This is a genomic window from Streptomyces sp. NPDC020958, assembly GCF_055562175.1.
This window is the reverse complement of record NZ_JBVHFU010000010.1, coordinates 157,675-175,111: the sequence shown is the minus strand read 5'-3', so window position 1 is coordinate 175,111 and position 17,437 is coordinate 157,675. Positions and strand designations below refer to the sequence as shown.

General features: G+C 71.5%; 11 protein-coding genes and 2 pseudogenes. 9 read left to right on the top strand and 4 right to left on the bottom strand.

What is annotated here, in order from left to right:
* Position 1: 1 nt before the first annotated feature.
* Positions 2-1,120, bottom strand: a complete 1,119-nt coding sequence (locus ACZ3KP_RS26765) for an ADP-ribosylglycohydrolase family protein (RefSeq protein WP_467502260.1) — start codon at positions 1,118-1,120, stop codon at positions 2-4.
* On the bottom strand, positions 1,117-2,289 hold the full coding sequence (locus ACZ3KP_RS26760) for an ADP-ribosylglycohydrolase family protein (RefSeq protein ID WP_467502259.1): 1,173 nt from the start codon (positions 2,287-2,289) through the stop codon (positions 1,117-1,119). Before ACZ3KP_RS26760 ends, ACZ3KP_RS26765 begins: the two co-directional genes overlap by 4 nt.
* A gap of 298 nt (positions 2,290-2,587) precedes the next feature.
* On the opposite strand from ACZ3KP_RS26760, the gene ACZ3KP_RS26755 reads away from it, so the two are divergent.
* The 5 genes and pseudogenes from ACZ3KP_RS26755 to qcrB all read left to right on the top strand — a co-directional run bounded on the left by ACZ3KP_RS26755 (position 2,588) and on the right by qcrB (position 12,362).
* A complete protein-coding gene (locus ACZ3KP_RS26755; RefSeq protein WP_132886211.1) occupies positions 2,588-3,319 on the top strand; it encodes a VIT1/CCC1 transporter family protein in 732 nt (243 codons plus the stop codon).
* A 373-nt stretch (positions 3,320-3,692) separates the two neighbouring features.
* The gene (gene gltB / locus ACZ3KP_RS26750) at positions 3,693-8,288 is read left to right on the top strand and encodes a glutamate synthase large subunit (RefSeq protein ID WP_467502257.1); all 4,596 of its coding nucleotides are present in this window, start codon (positions 3,693-3,695) and stop codon (positions 8,286-8,288) included.
* Entirely contained in the window at positions 8,281-9,741 is a 1,461-nt protein-coding gene (locus ACZ3KP_RS26745; protein WP_467502256.1) for a glutamate synthase subunit beta, read from the top strand. Before gltB ends, ACZ3KP_RS26745 begins: the two co-directional genes overlap by 8 nt.
* A 274-nt stretch (positions 9,742-10,015) precedes the next feature.
* Positions 10,016-10,627 (top strand): annotated as a pseudogene (locus ACZ3KP_RS26740) (VWA domain-containing protein); the annotation flags it as partial.
* 76 nt (positions 10,628-10,703) lie between these two features.
* Positions 10,704-12,362 (top strand): cytochrome bc1 complex cytochrome b subunit, encoded by a 1,659-nt coding sequence (qcrB, locus tag ACZ3KP_RS26735; protein WP_467502254.1) that lies wholly within the window; start codon positions 10,704-10,706, stop codon positions 12,360-12,362.
* A gap of 86 nt (positions 12,363-12,448) precedes the next feature.
* Here qcrB and ACZ3KP_RS26730 read toward each other — a convergent pair whose 3' ends face one another.
* The gene (locus ACZ3KP_RS26730; protein ID WP_467502253.1) at positions 12,449-13,414 is read right to left on the bottom strand and encodes an acyl-CoA dehydrogenase family protein; all 966 of its coding nucleotides are present in this window, start codon (positions 13,412-13,414) and stop codon (positions 12,449-12,451) included.
* Position 13,415: 1 nt separating this feature from the next.
* Positions 13,416-14,555: an acyl-CoA dehydrogenase family protein gene (locus ACZ3KP_RS26725; RefSeq protein ID WP_467502426.1), complete on the bottom strand. Its 1,140-nt coding sequence runs from the start codon at positions 14,553-14,555 to the stop codon at positions 13,416-13,418.
* 53 nt (positions 14,556-14,608) lie between these two features.
* On the opposite strand from ACZ3KP_RS26725, the gene ACZ3KP_RS26720 reads away from it, so the two are divergent.
* The 4 genes and pseudogenes from ACZ3KP_RS26720 to ACZ3KP_RS26705 form a co-directional block, all read left to right on the top strand.
* Positions 14,609-15,397, top strand: a complete 789-nt coding sequence (locus ACZ3KP_RS26720; RefSeq protein ID WP_467502251.1) for an SDR family oxidoreductase — start codon at positions 14,609-14,611, stop codon at positions 15,395-15,397.
* Between the two features lie 15 nt (positions 15,398-15,412).
* On the top strand, positions 15,413-16,024 hold the full coding sequence (locus tag ACZ3KP_RS26715; protein WP_467502250.1) for a TetR/AcrR family transcriptional regulator: 612 nt from the start codon (positions 15,413-15,415) through the stop codon (positions 16,022-16,024).
* A 46-nt stretch (positions 16,025-16,070) separates the two neighbouring features.
* Positions 16,071-17,228: an acetyl-CoA C-acetyltransferase gene (locus tag ACZ3KP_RS26710; protein WP_467502248.1), complete on the top strand. Its 1,158-nt coding sequence runs from the start codon at positions 16,071-16,073 to the stop codon at positions 17,226-17,228.
* A 32-nt stretch (positions 17,229-17,260) separates the two neighbouring features.
* Positions 17,261-17,395 (top strand): annotated as a pseudogene (locus ACZ3KP_RS26705) (acetyl-CoA C-acetyltransferase); the annotation flags it as partial.
* Positions 17,396-17,437: the final 42 nt, after the last annotated feature.

Genomic DNA, 17,437 nt, shown 5'->3' with positions numbered 1-17,437 from the left:
ATCATCCACCTGGACGGGCCGGTTGTGTGGCTTCCAGGAGTTCGGCGAGTTCCACGAGGTCGGTGCCGGTGAGGCGGGGGAGGGCGCAGCCGGAGAGGGTGCGGCAGGCGTCCCGCCAGGACGCCGGGATCGACTCGGCCCCGCCGAGGGCGCCGGTGAGCGCGCCGGCCAGGGCCGGGGCCGAGTCGGCGACCCGCGACAGGCAGGCGGCGGCGGGTACGGCCTCGGCGATCCGGCCGCGCGCGGCGGTGGCGAGGGCGAGGGCGACGGGGACGGTCTCGGCGGCGGCGATGCCGTAGCTGTAGACGTGGTCGACGATTTCGTGTTCGAGGAGGGGGATCAGGGCGAACGCGGTGTCGGTGGTGCCCGCGAGGGTGAGGGCGTGACGGGCGTTGCGGCCGATCTCGGTGGGTTCGGGGAGTTCGGCGAGGGCCGCGGCCACGCAGGTCTCCACCTCGGCACCGGCGAGGGCGAGGGCAAGGGCGGCGGCCATGGCGCGGGCGCCGTGCACCCCGTCGCCGTCCTGCGTGTAGCGGGCGTCGAACTCGGCGAGGTCGGCGGCGCGCCGGGGGTCGCCGGGATGGGCGACGGCGAGCGCGCAGGCGCGGACGCAGGCGGCGTCGTCGAAGTAGTGCGGGTTGTCGTGGCCGGTGGCGGGCGGGCGCAGGCCGGTGGCGAGGTTGCCGAGACCGGCACGCACCGAGATGCGGGCGCGCAGGGGGAGCACGGCGGACTCGATCTCGGGGGCGCGTTCCGCCGCGGCGGCGACCTCGGAGGCCACGGCGGTCCAGGTGAGGTCGATGGCGGCGCGGGTACGGAGCTCACGGCTGAGGTCGGCCAGGGCGGTGTCGTCGCCGGCGCGCAGCACGGCTTCCGCGGCGAAGGCCGCCCACTCGGCGTCGTCGGAGGGGCCGAGGCGCAGGGGCTCGGGGGGCTGGTTCAGGGCGATGGGGACGGGGAGGGTGGTGGTCGCGTTCTGCTCGGCGAAGGTGTCCAGTTCGCGGGTGAGGCGGCGGGTCCACTCCGGCATCCGGGCGGCGCGGTGCCGGGCGGCGGGCCAGCCGGCGGCGTCACCCGCGGCGAGCCCGAGAAAGAGCCCCTCGATGCGGCGCCGCCTCACGGCTGGACCTCGCTGAGGACAGCCTCGGCGAGGGGGGTGGTGGGGGTGTGGGGCGGCCGTGCCGGCGTGGTGGTCGGGTCGGGGGGCGGCTGTGTCTCCAGGGGCGTCCTGTCGTGCGGCGATTGCGTGCGTGGACCCGCGGAGTCGTGGTGCGTCGGCGTTCGCCGAGCCGCTGACGCCGTCAGCAGTTCCGCCACCTCCAGCACGTGCTGTCCCGCCATCGACGGCAGGCAGCTCCCCCGGGCCGGGCCGATCGCCGCGGCCCACTCCGCCGGGATCGCCCCCTCGCCCCGCGTCGCCCCGGCCAGCGCGCCCGCCACGGCCGCCGTCGTGTCCGCGTCCCGGCCCATGTTGACGGCCGTCAACACCGACTCCCGGAAGTCGCCGTCCGCCGACGCGTACGCCCCGAAGGCCAGGGCCACCGCCTCGGGGGCCAGGTCGGTCCACGGGTAGCCGCCGATCACCACCGCCGAGCGGACCGCCCGCTCCCCGCGGTGGGCCACCGACACCCCCCGGCGCAGCGAACGCGCCGTCCAGGAGTCGTCCGGGATCACCGCGAGCGCGGCCGCGACCACCGCCGTGGGAGGAGCCCCCGCCATCGCCGCCGCCACGCCCGCCGCCACCGCCTGGCCGCCGTAGATGCCCTCGCCCTCGTGGCTCACGGAGCCGTCGATGGCGACCAGGCGGGCCGCTTCCGCGGGCCGGCCGGCCGCGAAGACCCCGAAGGGCGCCGCCCGCATGGCCAGCCCGTCGCTCCAGGCGTGCCGGTGCTGGGCGGAGATCGGAGCGGCGAGGCCGCGGCGGAGGTTCTCCAGCGTGCCGCGTTCGCTGAAGCCCGCGCCCTTGAAGGGGCCCTCGGCGCGGCTGGCGATCCACTCGTGCCAGGCCGCCTCGACATGGGCGGGGGTGAGCGCCGAGCCGTGGCGGGCGAGGAGCAGACCGGAGAAGATCGCGTACTCGGTGTCGTCCGTGCCCGCCGGCTTGTCGGTGACGTATCCCGTGACGCGGCCCCAGCGGGCCCGGATCTCGGAGGGCTTCATGTTCTCCGCCGGCGCCCCGAGCGCGTCCCCCACGGCCAGGCCCAGCAGCGCGCCCCGTGCCCGGTCGTGCGGTGCGGGCGCGGGTCCGTCGGGAGCGGGGACCGACGGGGCGCAGGCGATCGATGACATGGGCGGGCCTCTCCGGGAGGGGCTTCGCGCGCGGGCGCGGAACCGTTTGCGGATGTGTCCCACCAACGGCGGTTGACCGCAGCCTCGGAGGCGTTCACATCACCCGGTCGACATCTGCGCGGCTCGACGCACGGCTGAGCACAGAAGGGTAAAGCCGCAGGTTAGCCGAGCCTTTCCTTGCTGGCGGCGGGGAATGTGGCGACGTAATGTTGCTGTTGTCGAAAGATAGAACTTGTCCAAAGTTAGCTTTGCCTCAGCTTATTCGAGGCTTCTTCACGCGACTCCAGGGGGACCCCTCATGGCCATCATCGACACCGAGGCGACGCTCCACGAGGCCCACCGCGACAACCACACCCACCGGGACGTCAACGGGGGCTGGCTGCGGCCCGCCGTCTTCGGTGCCATGGACGGGCTGGTCTCCAACCTCGCCCTGATGACCGGTGTGGCCGGTGGCGCCGTCGGGCACCAGACCATCGTCATCACCGGTCTCGCGGGTCTCGCCGCCGGCGCCTTCTCCATGGCGGCCGGCGAGTACACCTCCGTCGCCTCGCAGCGTGAGCTGGTCGAGGCGGAGCTGGACGTCGAGCGCCGGGAGCTGCGCCGGCATCCGCAGGACGAGGAGGCCGAGCTGGCCGCGCTGTACGAGGCGCGCGGCGTCGAGCCCGCGCTCGCGCGCGAGGTCGCCCGGCAGCTGTCCGCCGACCCCGAGCAGGCGCTGGAGATACACGCCCGCGAGGAACTGGGCATCGACCCCGGGGATCTGCCCTCGCCGCTGGTCGCCGCGGTGTCGTCCTTCGGCTCGTTCGCGCTCGGCGCCCTTCTTCCCGTCCTGCCGTTCCTGCTCGGCGCCACCGCGCTGTGGCCCGCCCTGCTGCTGGCGCTCGCCGGGCTGTTCGGCTGTGGTGCCGTGGTGGCCAAGGTGACCGCGCGCAGCTGGTGGTTCAGCGGACTTCGGCAGCTGGCGCTGGGCGGCGCCGCGGCCGGTGTGACGTACGCCCTGGGCACGCTGTTCGGAACGGCCGTAGGATAGGTGAACCGCTACTTATGCGTTGGGCCGCATAAGTAGCCGTTACTCGCTGGTTTCGAATGCTTAACCACTGGGCATGAGCCGTAAGCGCCGCAGGCAATGACGCCTGTCGTGCACCCTTGGGGTGACACGACGCTCAACCCCGCCCCCTCGGACCGATGGACACGGATCTGTCCCGATCGGTCCCCCTCGCCTTCACCGCCCAGCGCGGTACCCCGCCGCAAACCCCTGTGGCGTCCGCATGTTGGAACGGAGTATCCGGTTCCCGAGAACCGCTCCATCATGTAACCTGCGTGAAATTTCGCAACAAAAACGCAGAGGGCCAGCGTCGTCCCTCGGCACCTGCTATATGCCACTGACGACGACGGGAGAGCCGATGCGTACGCCGCGCCAGCCGTCCCAGCACTCCGCGAATGGCCAGAACTGGTCCTTCATGGATGCTCGCCCTGCTGCGCAGGGTATGTACGACCCCCGCAACGAGCACGACGCCTGTGGCGTCGGCTTCGTGGCCACCCTCACCGGCGAGGCGAGCCACGCGCTGGTCGAGCAGGCGCTCACGGTGCTGCGCAACCTGGAGCACCGCGGCGCCACCGGTTCCGAGCCGGACTCCGGCGACGGCGCGGGCCTGCTCTCCCAGGTGCCCGACACCTTCTTCCGCGAGGTGGCCGGATTCGAGCTGCCGACGGCCGGTTCCTACGCCGTCGGTATCGCCTTCCTCCCCGAGGACGGCACCCAGGACGCCGTCTCGCGGATCGAGACGATCGCGGGCGAGGAGGGCCTCACCGTCCTCGGTTGGCGCGAGGTTCCGGTCGCCCCGGAGCTGCTCGGCGCCACCGCCCGCTCCACCATGCCGGTCTTCCGGCAGGTCTTCGTCACCGACCACGCCAGCGAGGGCATCGCGCTGGACCGCAAGGCGTTCGTGCTGCGCAAGCGCGCCGAGCGCGAGGCGGGCGTCTACTTCCCGTCGCTGTCCGCGCGGACCATCGTCTACAAGGGCATGCTGACCACCGGCCAGCTGGAGCCCTTCTTCCCGGACCTGTCCGACCGCCGCTTCGCGTCCGCGATCGCGCTCGTGCACTCCCGGTTCTCCACGAACACCTTCCCGTCGTGGCCGCTCGCCCACCCGTACCGGTTCGTCGCCCACAACGGTGAGATCAACACCGTCAAGGGCAACCGCAACTGGATGCGCGCCCGCGAGTCCCAGCTGGTCTCCGACCTGTTCGGCCCGCAGGACAAGCTCGACCGCATCTTCCCGATCTGCACGCCCGACGCCTCCGACTCGGCGTCCTTCGACGAGGTGCTCGAACTCCTGCACCTGGGCGGGCGTTCGCTGCCGCACTCCGTGCTGATGATGATCCCGGAGGCGTGGGAGAACCACGCCTCCATGGACGAGGCCCGGCGCGCCTTCTACGGCTTCCACGCCACGATGATGGAGCCCTGGGACGGCCCCGCCTGCGTCACCTTCACCGACGGCTCCCAGGTCGGCGCCGTTCTCGACCGCAACGGCCTGCGTCCCGGCCGCTACTGGGTCACCGACGAGGGTCTGGTCGTCCTCGGCTCCGAGGTCGGCGTCCTCGACATCGACCCCGCCAAGGTCGTCCGCAAGGGCCGGCTGCAGCCCGGCAGGATGTTCCTCGTCGACACCGTCGAGCACCGCATCATCGAGGACGACGAGATCAAGGCGACCCTCGCCGCCGCACAGCCGTACGCGGAGTGGCTGGAGGCCGGCGAGATCGAGCTGAGCGACCTGCCCGAGCGCGAGCACATCGTGCACACCCACGCCTCGGTCACCCGCCGCCAGCAGACCTTCGGCTACACCGAGGAGGAGCTGCGCGTCATCCTGGCGCCGATGGCCAAGGCCGGCGCCGAGCCGATCGGCTCCATGGGCACCGACTCGCCGATCGCCGCGCTGTCCGCCCGCCCGCGGCTGCTCTTCGACTACTTCACCCAGCTGTTCGCGCAGGTCACCAACCCGCCGCTGGACGCGATCCGCGAGGAGCTGGTCACCTCCCTGCGCTCGTCGCTCGGCCCCTCCGGCAACCTGCTCGAGCCGACCGCCGCGTCCTGCCGCAGCGTCGTGCTGCCCTTCCCGGTGATCGACAACGACGAGCTGGCCAAGCTCATCCACATCAACGCCGACGGCGACATGCCCGGCTTCAAGGCCGCGACCCTGTCCGGTCTGTACCGGGTCTCCGGCGGCGGCGACGCCCTCGCCGCGCGCCTCGAGGAGATCTGCGCCGAGGCCGACGCCGCCATCGAGAACGGCGCCCGTCTCATCGTCCTGTCGGACCGCCACTCCGACGCCGAGCACGCGCCGATCCCCTCGCTGCTGCTCACCGCGGCCGTCCACCACCACCTCATCCGCACCAAGCAGCGCACCCGCGTGGGCCTGCTCGTCGAGGCCGGTGACGTCCGCGAGGTCCACCACGTCGCCCTGCTGATCGGCTTCGGCGCCGCCGCGGTCAACCCGTACCTGGCCATGGAGTCCGTCGAGGACCTGGTCCGCGCGGGCACCTTCCTGCCGGGCATCGAGGCCGAGACGGCCATCCGCAACCTGATCTACGCCCTGGGCAAGGGCGTCCTGAAGGTCATGTCCAAGATGGGCATCTCGACGGTCGCCTCCTACCGCGGCGCCCAGGTCTTCGAGGCCGTCGGTCTCGAAGAGGGCTTCGTCGAGAAGTACTTCAACGGCACCGCCTCCAAGATCGGTGGCGTCGGCATCGACGTCATCGCCCAGGAGGTCGCCGCCCGGCACGCCAAGGCCTACCCGGCCTCCGGCATCGCGCCGGCCCACCGCGCCCTGGACATAGGGGGCGAGTACCAGTGGCGCCGCGAGGGCGAGCCGCACCTGTTCGACCCGGAGACGGTCTTCCGCCTCCAGCACTCCACGCGTTCCGGCCGCTACGACATCTTCAAGAAGTACACGGACCGCGTGAACGAGCAGTCCGAGCGCCTCATGACGCTCCGCGGCCTGTTCGGCTTCAAGAGCGACCGCCCGTCGATCTCCGTCGACGAGGTCGAGCCGGTCTCCGAGATCGTCAAGCGCTTCTCCACCGGCGCCATGTCGTACGGCTCCATCTCGCGCGAGGCCCACGAGACCCTCGCCATCGCCATGAACCAGCTGGGCGGCAAGTCCAACACCGGTGAGGGCGGCGAGGACCCGGACCGCCTCTACGACCCGGCGCGGCGCAGCGCGATCAAGCAGGTCGCCTCCGGCCGCTTCGGCGTGACCTCCGAGTACCTGGTCAACGCGGACGACATCCAGATCAAGATGGCCCAGGGTGCCAAGCCCGGCGAGGGCGGCCAGCTGCCCGGCCACAAGGTGTACCCCTGGGTCGCCAAGACCCGGCACAGCACCCCCGGCGTCGGCCTGATCTCCCCGCCGCCGCACCACGACATCTACTCCATCGAAGACCTCGCGCAGCTGATCCACGACCTCAAGAACGCCAACCCGAAGGCCCGCATCCACGTCAAGCTGGTCTCCGAGGTCGGCGTCGGCACGGTCGCCGCGGGTGTCTCCAAGGCGCACGCGGACGTGGTCCTGATCTCCGGCCACGACGGCGGCACCGGTGCCTCGCCGCTGACCTCGCTGAAGCACGCGGGCGGCCCCTGGGAGCTCGGCCTCGCCGAGACCCAGCAGACCCTCCTGCTCAACGGCCTGCGCGACCGCATCGTCGTGCAGACCGACGGCCAGCTGAAGACCGGCCGTGACGTGGTGATCGCCGCGCTGCTCGGCGCCGAGGAGTTCGGTTTCGCGACCGCGCCGCTCGTCGTCTCCGGCTGCATCATGATGCGTGTCTGCCACCTCGACACCTGCCCGGTCGGCGTCGCCACCCAGAACCCGGTGCTGCGCGACCGCTTCACCGGCAAGGCCGAGTACGTGGTCAACTTCTTCCGGTTCATCGCCGAGGAGGTCCGCGAGATCCTCGCCGAGCTGGGCTTCCGCTCCATCGAGGAGGCCGTCGGCCACGCCGAGGCGCTCGACGTCACCCGTGCCGTGAACCACTGGAAGGCGCAGGGCCTGGACCTGGCCCCGCTCTTCCACGTGCCCGAGCTGCCCGAGGGCGCCGCCCTGCACCAGACGGTCGCCCAGGACCACGGCCTGGAGAAGGCCCTGGACAACGAGCTGATCAAGCTCGCCGCGGACGCCCTGGCCGCCTCCAGCGCCACCGACGCCCACCCGGTGCGCGCCCAGGTGAAGGTGCGCAACATCAACCGCACGGTCGGCACCATGCTCGGCCACGAGGTGACGAAGAAGTTCGGCGGCGCGGGCCTGCCCGACGACACCATCGACATCACCTTCACCGGTTCGGCGGGCCAGTCCTTCGGCGCCTTCCTGCCGCGCGGTGTCACGCTCCGCCTGGAGGGCGACGCCAACGACTACGTCGGCAAGGGTCTGTCGGGCGGCCGGGTGATCGTGCGTCCCGACCGCGACGCCGACCACCTCGCCGAGTACTCCACCATCGCGGGCAACACCATCGCGTACGGCGCGACCGGCGGCGAGCTGTTCCTGCGCGGCCGGACCGGCGAGCGGTTCTGCGTCCGCAACTCCGGCGCGACGGTCGTCTCGGAGGGCGTGGGCGACCACGGCTGCGAGTACATGACCGGTGGGCACGCGGTGGTCCTCGGCGAGACGGGGCGCAACTTCGCGGCCGGCATGTCCGGCGGCATCGCCTACGTCATCGACCTCGACGTCGACAACGTCAACGTCGGCAACGTGGACGCCGTCGAGGCCCTCGACGACACCGACAAGCAGTGGCTGCACGACGTGGTGCGCCGGCACGCCGAGGAGACCGGCTCCACGGTCGCCGAGAAGCTGCTCGCCGACTGGGACGTGGCCGTGCAGCGGTTCAGCAAGATCATTCCCGGCACTTTCAAGGCAGTGCTCGCCGCCAAGGACGCCGCCGAGCGAGCGGGTCTCTCCGAGACCGAGACCCACGAGAAGATGATGGAGGCGGCGATCAATGGCTGACCCGAAGGGCTTCCTGAACCACGGCCGTGAGGTCGCCGAGACCCGTCCCGTCGCCGAACGTGTCAGGGACTGGAACGAGGTCTACGTCCCCGGCTCCCTGCTGCCGATCATCAGCAAGCAGGCCAGCCGGTGCATGGACTGCGGCATCCCGTTCTGCCACAACGGCTGTCCGCTCGGGAACCTGATCCCCGAGTGGAACGACTACGCCTACCGCGAGGACTGGACGGCGGCGTCCGAGCGCCTGCACGCCACGAACAACTTCCCGGAGTTCACCGGCCGCCTGTGCCCGGCCCCGTGCGAGTCGGCGTGCGTGCTCGGCATCAACCAGCCGCCCGTCACCATCAAGAACGTCGAGGTCTCCATCATCGACAAGGCGTGGGACGCGGGCACCGTCGCCCCGCAGGCCCCCGAGCGCCTGTCGGGCAAGACCGTCGCCGTCATCGGCTCCGGCCCCGCCGGCCTGGCCGCCGCCCAGCAGCTGACCCGGGCCGGCCACACGGTCGCCGTCTACGAGCGCGCCGACCGCATCGGCGGCCTGCTCCGCTACGGCATCCCCGAGTTCAAGATGGAGAAGCGGCACATCAACCGCCGTATCGAGCAGATGCGCGCGGAGGGCACCCGCTTCCGTACCGGCATCGAGATCGGCGTCGACCTCAAGGCGACCGACCTGAAGAAGCGGTACGACGCGGTCGTCATCGCCGCCGGCGCCACCACGGCCCGTGACCTCCCGGTCCCCGGTCGTGAACTCAAGGGCATTCACCAGGCGATGGAGTACCTGCCGCTGTCCAACAAGGTCCAGGAGGGCGACTACGTCACCTCCCCGATCACGGCCGAGGGCAAGCACGTGGTCGTGATCGGCGGCGGCGACACCGGCGCGGACTGCGTGGGCACCGCCCACCGCCAGGGCGCGGCCTCCGTCACCCAGCTGGAGATCATGCCCCGGCCGGGCGAGGACCGCGCGCCGCACCAGCCGTGGCCGACCTTCCCGATGCTCTACAAGGTCACCTCGGCGCACGAGGAGGGCGGCGAGCGGGTCTACTCCGTCTCCACCACCCACTTCGAGGGCGACGAGGACGGCAACGTCCAGTGGCTCCACCTCACCGAGGTGGAGTTCGTCGACGGCAAGCTGACCCCGAAGCCGGGCACCGAGCGGAAGATCCCCGCCCAGCTGGTCACCCTCGCCATGGGCTTCACCGGCACCGACCGGGTCAACGGCCTGGTCGAGCAGTTCGGCGTCGACCTCGACGAGCGTGGCAACATCGCCCGCGACGCGGACTTCCAGACCAGCGTCCCCGGTGTCTTCGTCGCCGGTGACGCGGGCCGCGGCCAGTCCCTGATCGTCTGGGCGATCGCCGAGGGCCGCTCCGCCGCCAAGGGCGTCGACCGCTTCCTCACCGGAGCGAGCGACCTCCCGGCCCCGATCCGCCCGACGGACCGCTCGCTGATGGTCTGACGCACCCCGAGGAACGTCCCGTACAAAGGCGTACGGAACACTGACGGCGCCTGCCCCACAGTCCCCGACCGGACGACCGGGCAGGCGCCGCCGCATGTCAGCCGATCAAGTAACCTCGGCCTTCCGACCGGGGGCGAGGGGAGCGGACGATGGCGGCGATCAGTCTCAGCAAGGTGGAGCAGACCGCGCCCGCGTTGTGGTAGTTTCCCTTTGCCCATATAGGGTCGGTTCGGGCTGGACCGCAACTCCCTGAGTTGGAAGCCCCCTTACGTCGGTCGTGGGGAGCGGAGTCACGAAGCCGTACTACGCGGACGGCAGTATGCAGGTGTTGGTCGACCGGATGCTCGGCCTCTCCACGCACCTGGACGACGACGGCCGGGTGCCCGTGGTCTTCTTCTCCACCGACATCGACGCGGTCACCGACATCGCACTGGCCGAGCACACGGGCCGGATCGAGAAGATCGCGGCCGGCCTCGGGCACATGGGGAAGACCAGCTACCACCTCGCCATGGACGCCGTCATCGACCACTACCTCGACAGCGGCGCCACCGACCCCGCCCTGGTCGTCTTCCAGACCGACGGCGGCCCGATCAACAAGCTCGCCGCGGAACGCTACCTGTGCAAGGCGGCGAAACTGCCGCTGTTCTGGCAGTTCGTCGGCTTCGGCGACCCGCACAGCAAACAGTTCGACTTCCTGCGCAAGCTCGACGACCTGGCGGTGCCGGGGAAGCGGGTGGTGGACAACGCGGGCTTCTTCCACGCCGGTTCGGACCCGCGGCAGGTCCCGGACGGCGAGCTGTACGACCGTCTCGTCGGCGAGTTCCCGCAGTGGCTGGCGGCGGCGCGGGCGGCCGGCATCGTCGGAACGGGCGTCCCGGCGGCCTGAGTTCTCGACGCCCCGTTGGCTGCGGCGCTCCGGCGTGCCACCCTGAGGGGTGATCCGGCGGGGAGGCGGGCGACGTATGGACGACGGCGCACGAACGGTGAACGGGCAGGCACCACGGGGGAGTTCGGCGGACCGAGCGGCGCCGCCCGGCAAGGGTGAGAAGCTCGCGGACTGGGCCGACGGAAGGCTCGGACTGTACTCCCTTGCCAAGGCCAACATGCGCAAGGTGTTCCCGGACCACTGGTCCTTCATGCTGGGGGAGATCTGCCTCTACAGCTTCCTCATCCTGATCCTCACGGGCGTCTACCTCACGCTCTTCTTCGAGCCCAGCGGCGCCGAGGTCGTCTACCACGGCAGCTACGGGCCGATGAACGGCATCGTCATGACCAAGGCGTACGAGTCGACGCTGCACATCAGCTTCGACGTGCGCGGCGGACTGCTGATCCGGCAGATCCACCACTGGGCGGCGCTGGTCTTCGTGGCCGGGATGGTCGTCCACATGATGCGGGTCTTCTTCACCGGCGCCTTCCGCAAGCCCCGCGAGGTCAACTGGCTGCTCGGCTGGACCCTGCTGTTCCTCGCCATCCTCACCGGTCTGACCGGCTACTCGCTCCCGGACGACCTGCTCTCCGGCACCGGCGTCCGGTTCGCCGACGGCGCGATCCTGTCGATCCCGATCGTCGGGTCGTACATCTCGATGTTCCTGTTCGGCGGGGAGTTCCCCGGGCACGACATCATCTCGCGGTTCTTCCCGATCCACGTGCTGCTGCTGCCGGGGATCATGCTGGGGCTGGTCGTCGCCCACCTGATCCTGGTCTTCTACCACAAGCACACCCAGTACCCGGCGCCCGGACGCGACCAGAAGAGCGTTGTCGGCATGCCCTTCCTGCCGGTCTACATGGCCAAGGCCGGCGGCTTCTTCTTCCTTGTCTTCGGCGTCCTCGCGGTCATCGGCGGCATCGCCACCATCAACCCGGTGTGGGCCTTCGGTCCCTACCGTCCGGACCTGGTGACCACCGGCGCCCAGCCCGACTGGTACCTCGGCTTCTCCGAAGGGCTGATCCGGGTCATGCCCGGCTGGGAGATCAACGCCTGGGGCCACACCCTGGAGCTGGGCGTCTTCATCCCCTTCTCGCTCTTCCCGCTCTTCCTCCTCGCCATCGGCGTCTACCCCTTCATCGAGGCGTGGATCACCGGCGACAGACGCGAACACCACATCCTCGACCGGCCGCGCAACGCCCCCGTCCGCACCGCCCTCGGAGTCGCCTGGCTCACCGTCTACTTCGTCCTGCTGGTCGGCGGCGGCAACGACGTGGTGGCCACCCACCTCCATCTCTCCATCAACTCGATCACCTGGTTCGTGCGGATCTCCGTCTTCGTCGCCCCCGTCCTCGCCTTCGTCGTCACCAAGCGGATCTGCCTCGGTCTGCAGCGCCGGGACCGCGACAAGGTGCTGCACGGCAGGGAGACCGGCCTCATCAAGATGCTTCCGCACGGCGAGTACATCGAGGTCCACGAACCCCTCAGCCAGGCACACCTGTTCACCCTCACCCAGCACGAACAGAACCCGCCGTACGAACTGGGCCCCCTGGAGGACGCGAACGGGGTACGGCGCAAGGTCACGCTCTCGCAGCGGGTGCGCGCGAGCCTGGCCAGGGGAATGTTCGGCCCGGACACCCACATCCCCAAACCGACCCAGGAGGAGTACCGGGAACTGACAAGAGGCGATCACTGAAACGCGCGCCCCGAAGGGGCGCTGGGGGTACCCCCGGCCGAAGGCTGGGGGAGGAACTGCGCGACCATCCCCCACCGGCCCGCAGCCTAAAGAAGACCGAGAACCACTCCTCTGCACTCCTCCGGCGTCCCCCAAGCCCCCAGTAGCGCCCGCGCCTTGGTCAGCCACAGCGACAGGTCGTACTCCGCCGTGTACCCGATCGCCCCGTGCAACTGCAACGCCGCCCGCGCCGCCGCATACCCCGCCTCGCACGCGCTCAGCTTCGCCGCGGCCACATCCGCCGGACTCATCGTCACCGCCGCCCCGAAGACCAGCGGCCGGGCGAACTCCAGCGCGATCCGCACATCGGCCAGCCGGTGCCCGACCGCCTGGAACGACCCGATGGGCACGCCGAACTGGGTGCGCTGCCGCACGTACTCCACCGTCCGCTCGAGCAGCGCGACCCCCACCCCCAGCGCCTGCGCCGCCGTCGCCAGCCGCGCCCAGAGCAGCGCCCGCCCCCACGGCGGCTCCGCGCCGACCAGCTCACCGACGGGCGGCAGCGGCGTGAGCCGGCGCGCCGGATCCAGCGACCGGCGCACCGCACCGGCACCGGGCGACAACCGCAGTCCCTCCGGTGTGGCGGCCAGCCGCACCTGTGCCGCGTCCCCGTCCAGCGCGGGTCCGTACCCGTGCCGCGCGAAGGACATCGTCACCGTCGCCATCGCGCCGCCCGACACGATCTCCGGCAGGAACCGCTTCGCCAGATCGGGCCGCTCACCGAGCAGCACGGCGGCCGCCACCGTCTCCACCAGCGGCCCGGGCACCGCGTACCGCCCCAGCTCCACGAAGGCGACGGCGAGTTCGACGGGCCGGTACCCCGCCCCGCCGTACTCCTCCGGCACCGCCAGCCCGAACACCCCCGCCTCGGCGAGACGACCCCACAGGGCACGCCCGCTCGCATGCTCCCCGCGGCTCCAGTCCCGTACCACCGTCGGTGTGTCCGCCGCCGCGAGCAGGCCCCGCACGGCGTCCGCGAAGTCCCGCTGCTCCGTGTCGAGGAGGAAGCGCATGTCAGCGGCGTCCCTTCGGCAGGCCGAGCAGGCGCTCGGCGATGATGTCGCGCTGGATCTCGTTGGTGCCCGCGTAGACGGGACCGGCCAGCGAGAAGACGTACCCCTCGGACCACGCCGTGTCCGCCGACTCGCCCTCCTCGCCGAGCAGATCGAGCGCCGTCTCGTGCAGTGCGAGGTCGAGCTCGGACCAGAACACCTTGTTGAGACTGGACTCCGGGCCCAGCGCCTCGCCGTCCAGGACGCGCGCGGCCGCCGCATAGGTGAACAGCTGGTAGGCGCGGGCCCGGACGACGGCGTCGGCCACCCGGGCCGTGGCGGACTCCGGGGCGCCCCGCTCCCGCCAGAGCCGCACCAGCCGGTCCGCGGAGGCGAGGAACCGGCCCGGTGAGCGCAGGGTCAGCCCCCGCTCGTTCCCCGCTGTCGACATGGCGATCCGCCAGCCCTGCCCCGGCTCGCCGATCACGTCCTCGTCCGGCACGAACACCTGGTCCAGGAACAGCTCGGCGAAGGCCGGCTTCCCGTCGAGGCGGCCGATCGGCCGGACCGTCACGCCTGGCGCGCGCAGGTCGAACATCAGGTAGGTGAGCCCCTGGTGGGGTCTCGGGGTGTCCGGCTCGCTGCGGAACAGGCCGAAGGCGCGGTCGGCGAAGGCGGCCCGCGACGACCAGGTCTTCTGGCCGGTCAGCAGCCAGCCCCCGGCCGTCCGCACCGCCCTGGACCTCAGGGCGGCCAGGTCGGACCCGGCCTCGGGTTCCGACCAGGCCTGTGCCCAGACCACCTTCCCGGTGGCCATCGGCGGCAGCACGCGGGCGCGCTGCTCCTCGGTGCCGTGCTCGAAGAGGGTCGGCGCGAGCAGGCTGACGCCGTTCTGGCCGACCCGGCCCGGCGCACCCGCCGCGTAGTACTCCTCCTCGAAGACCAGCCAGCGCAGCAGCCCCGCGTCCCGGCCGCCGTACCGCTCGGGCCAGGACACCACCGACCAGCGGTCGGCGGCCAGTTCCGCCTCCCAGGCGCGGTGCGCCGCGAAGCCCTCCGCGGTCTCCAGGGAGGGCAGCGGGCGGGACGGCACGTGCGCCGTCAGCCAGGCGCGGGCCTCGGCGCGGAACTCCTCGTCCGCCGGGGTGTGGGTCAGGTCCACTGCCTCCGTCACCGTCCTTCCCTAACAATTGTTTGGTAGGTTAGCGTGGCCCCATGACAGGCGTCGAGACTCCGGAGTACGTGCCCGGGCACGGTCTGCTCGCGGGCCGCACCGCCGTCATCACCGCCGCGGCCGGGGCGGGGATCGGCGGGTCGACCGCACGGCGCTTCCTCGAGGAGGGCGCACGCGTACTCATCAGCGACGCGCACACCCGGCGGCTCGAGGAGCACGAGGCCGCACTCGCCCGTGAGTTCCCCGGGGCGGTGAGCGCCGTCCCGTGCGACGTGACCGACGAGGCGCAGGTGGCGGCCCTGTTCGAGACCGCCGTCCGCGCGCACGGGCGGCTGGACGTCGTCGTCAACAACGCCGGTCTCGGCGGGACTTCGGCGCTCGTCGACATGAGCGACGCACAGTGGTCGCGGGTCCTCGACGTCACCCTGGGCGGTACCTTCCGGTGCACCCGTGCCGCGCTGCGGCACTTCCGCGACGGCGGGCACGGCGGAGTGATCGTCAACAACTCCTCCGTCGTCGGCTGGCGGGCCCAGGCCGGACAGGCGCACTACGCCGCGGCCAAGGCCGGGGTGATGGCGCTGACCCGGTGCGCGGCGATCGAGGCGGCCGAGTACGGGGTGCGGGTCAACGCGGTGGCGCCGAGCCTCGCCATGCACCCCCACCTGGCGAAGGTGACCTCCGCCGAACTGCTGGCGGACCTCACCGCCCGTGAGGCCTTCGGCCGCCACGCCGAACCCTGGGAGGTCGCCAACGCCATCGTCTTCCTGGCGTCCGGCTACTCCTCGTACCTCACCGGAGAGGTCGTCTCCGTCAGCAGCCAGCACCCGTAGGACGAGAATGTATCCGTGCCGACCAAGAAGAAGCATCAGGTGACCGCCGCCCCCGCCCGGCGGCGTGAACTCCTCGACACCGCCGCCGAGGTCTTCGCCGAGCAGGGCTACAACGCCACCACCGTACGCAAGATCGCGGACCACGCGGGCATGCTCGCGGGCAGCCTCTACTACCACTTCGACTCGAAGGAATCGATGCTGGAGGAGATCCTGCGGACCTTCCTCGACGAGCTGTGGGACGGCTACGACACCGTCCTGGACGCCGGGCTCGGTCCGCGCGAGACCCTCGAAGCCCTGGTCACCGAGTCCTTCCGGGAGATCGACCGGCACCGCGCCGCCGTCGCGATCTACCAGAAGGAGAGCAAGCAGCTGGTCGCGCAGGACAGGTTCACCTTCCTCGCCGAGTCCCAGCGCAGGTTCGAGAAGGCGTGGCTGGCCACGCTGGAGCGCGGGGTCGCCGCGCACGTCTTCCGCGCCGACCTCGACGTCCGCCTCACCTACCGGTTCGTGCGCGACACGGTCTGGGTCGCCGCCTCCTGGTACCGGCCGGGCGGACAGCACAGCCCGGAGGAGATCGCCCGGCAGTACCTGTCGATGGTGCTGGACGGGATCGCCGTCCGCGAGTAGCTCACCCATTGGTTGAGAACCCCTTTCTGGGCAGGGAGTCGATGACATGGCCGAGGCCTACATAGTCGAAGCGGTGCGCACGCCGGTCGGGCGGCGCCGGGGCGGACTGAGCGGGGTCCATCCGGCCGACCTGGGCGCCCATGTGCTGACCGCCCTGGTCGAGCGCTCGGGCGTGGACCCGGCCGCCGTCGAGGACGTCGTCTTCGGCTGCCTCGACGCGGTGGGACCGCAGGCCGGTGACATCGCCCGCACCAGCTGGCTGGCGGCCGGGCTGCCCGAGGAGGTGCCGGGGGTGACCGTCGACCGGCAGTGCGGTTCCTCGCAGCAGGCCGTGCACTTCGCCGCGCAGGCCGTCCTCTCCGGCACCCAGGACCTGGTGGTCGCCGGCGGCGTCCAGAACATGTCCCAGATCCCCATCGCCTTCGCCTCCCGGCAGGCCGCCGAGCCGCTCGGACTGACCGAGGGCCCCTTCCTGGGCAGCGCCGGCTGGCGCGCCCGCTACGGCCGGCAATCCGTCAACCAGTTCGCCGGCGCCGAGATGATCGCCGCCAAGTGGGGCATCAGCCGCCAGGACCAGGAGGAGTTCGCCCTGCGCTCCCACCGGCGGGCGCTGAGCGCCATCGACGAGGGCCGCTTCGAGCGCGAGACGGTCCCCTACGGCCATGTCACGGTCGACGAGGGCCCGCGCCGGGACACCTCACTGGAGAAGATGGCCGCGCTCGCGCCGGTCCTCGACGGCGGGACCATCACCGCCGCATGCTCCTCCCAGGTCTCCGACGGCGCCGCCGCCCTGCTCCTCGCCTCCGAACGGGCCGTCCGCGAACACGGACTGCGCCCCCGCGCCCGCGTCCACCACCTCTCCGTACGCGGCGAGGACCCCATCCGGATGCTCTCCGCCCCGATCCCGGCCACCGCCCACGCGCTGAAGAAGACCGGCCTCACCATCGACGCCGTCGACCTGGTCGAGATCAACGAGGCGTTCGCCCCGGTCGTCCTCGCCTGGCTCAAGGAGACCGGCGCCGACCCCGCCAGGGTCAACGTCAACGGCGGTGCCATCGCCCTCGGCCACCCCCTCGGCGCGACCGGCGTCAGGCTGATGACGACCCTCCTGCACGAACTGGAACGCACCGGCGGCCGCTTCGGCCTCCAGACGATGTGCGAGGGCGGCGGTCAGGCCAATGTGACGATCGTCGAGCGGCTGTGACCGGAGTGGGCAGGGCGTGGCCATGACTTCGGCGGACGGAGTCCGGCGCAGGCCGCCGAAGCCTGGGAGGCCCCCTGGGGCCGAGCGGTGCGAGGGGGTCGTCGGGGGTGGTGTCGATGTGCGAGGGCGGCGGTCAGGCCAATGTGACGATCGTCGAGCGGCTGTGACCGGAGTGGGCAGGGCGTGGCCATGACTTCGGCGGACGGAGT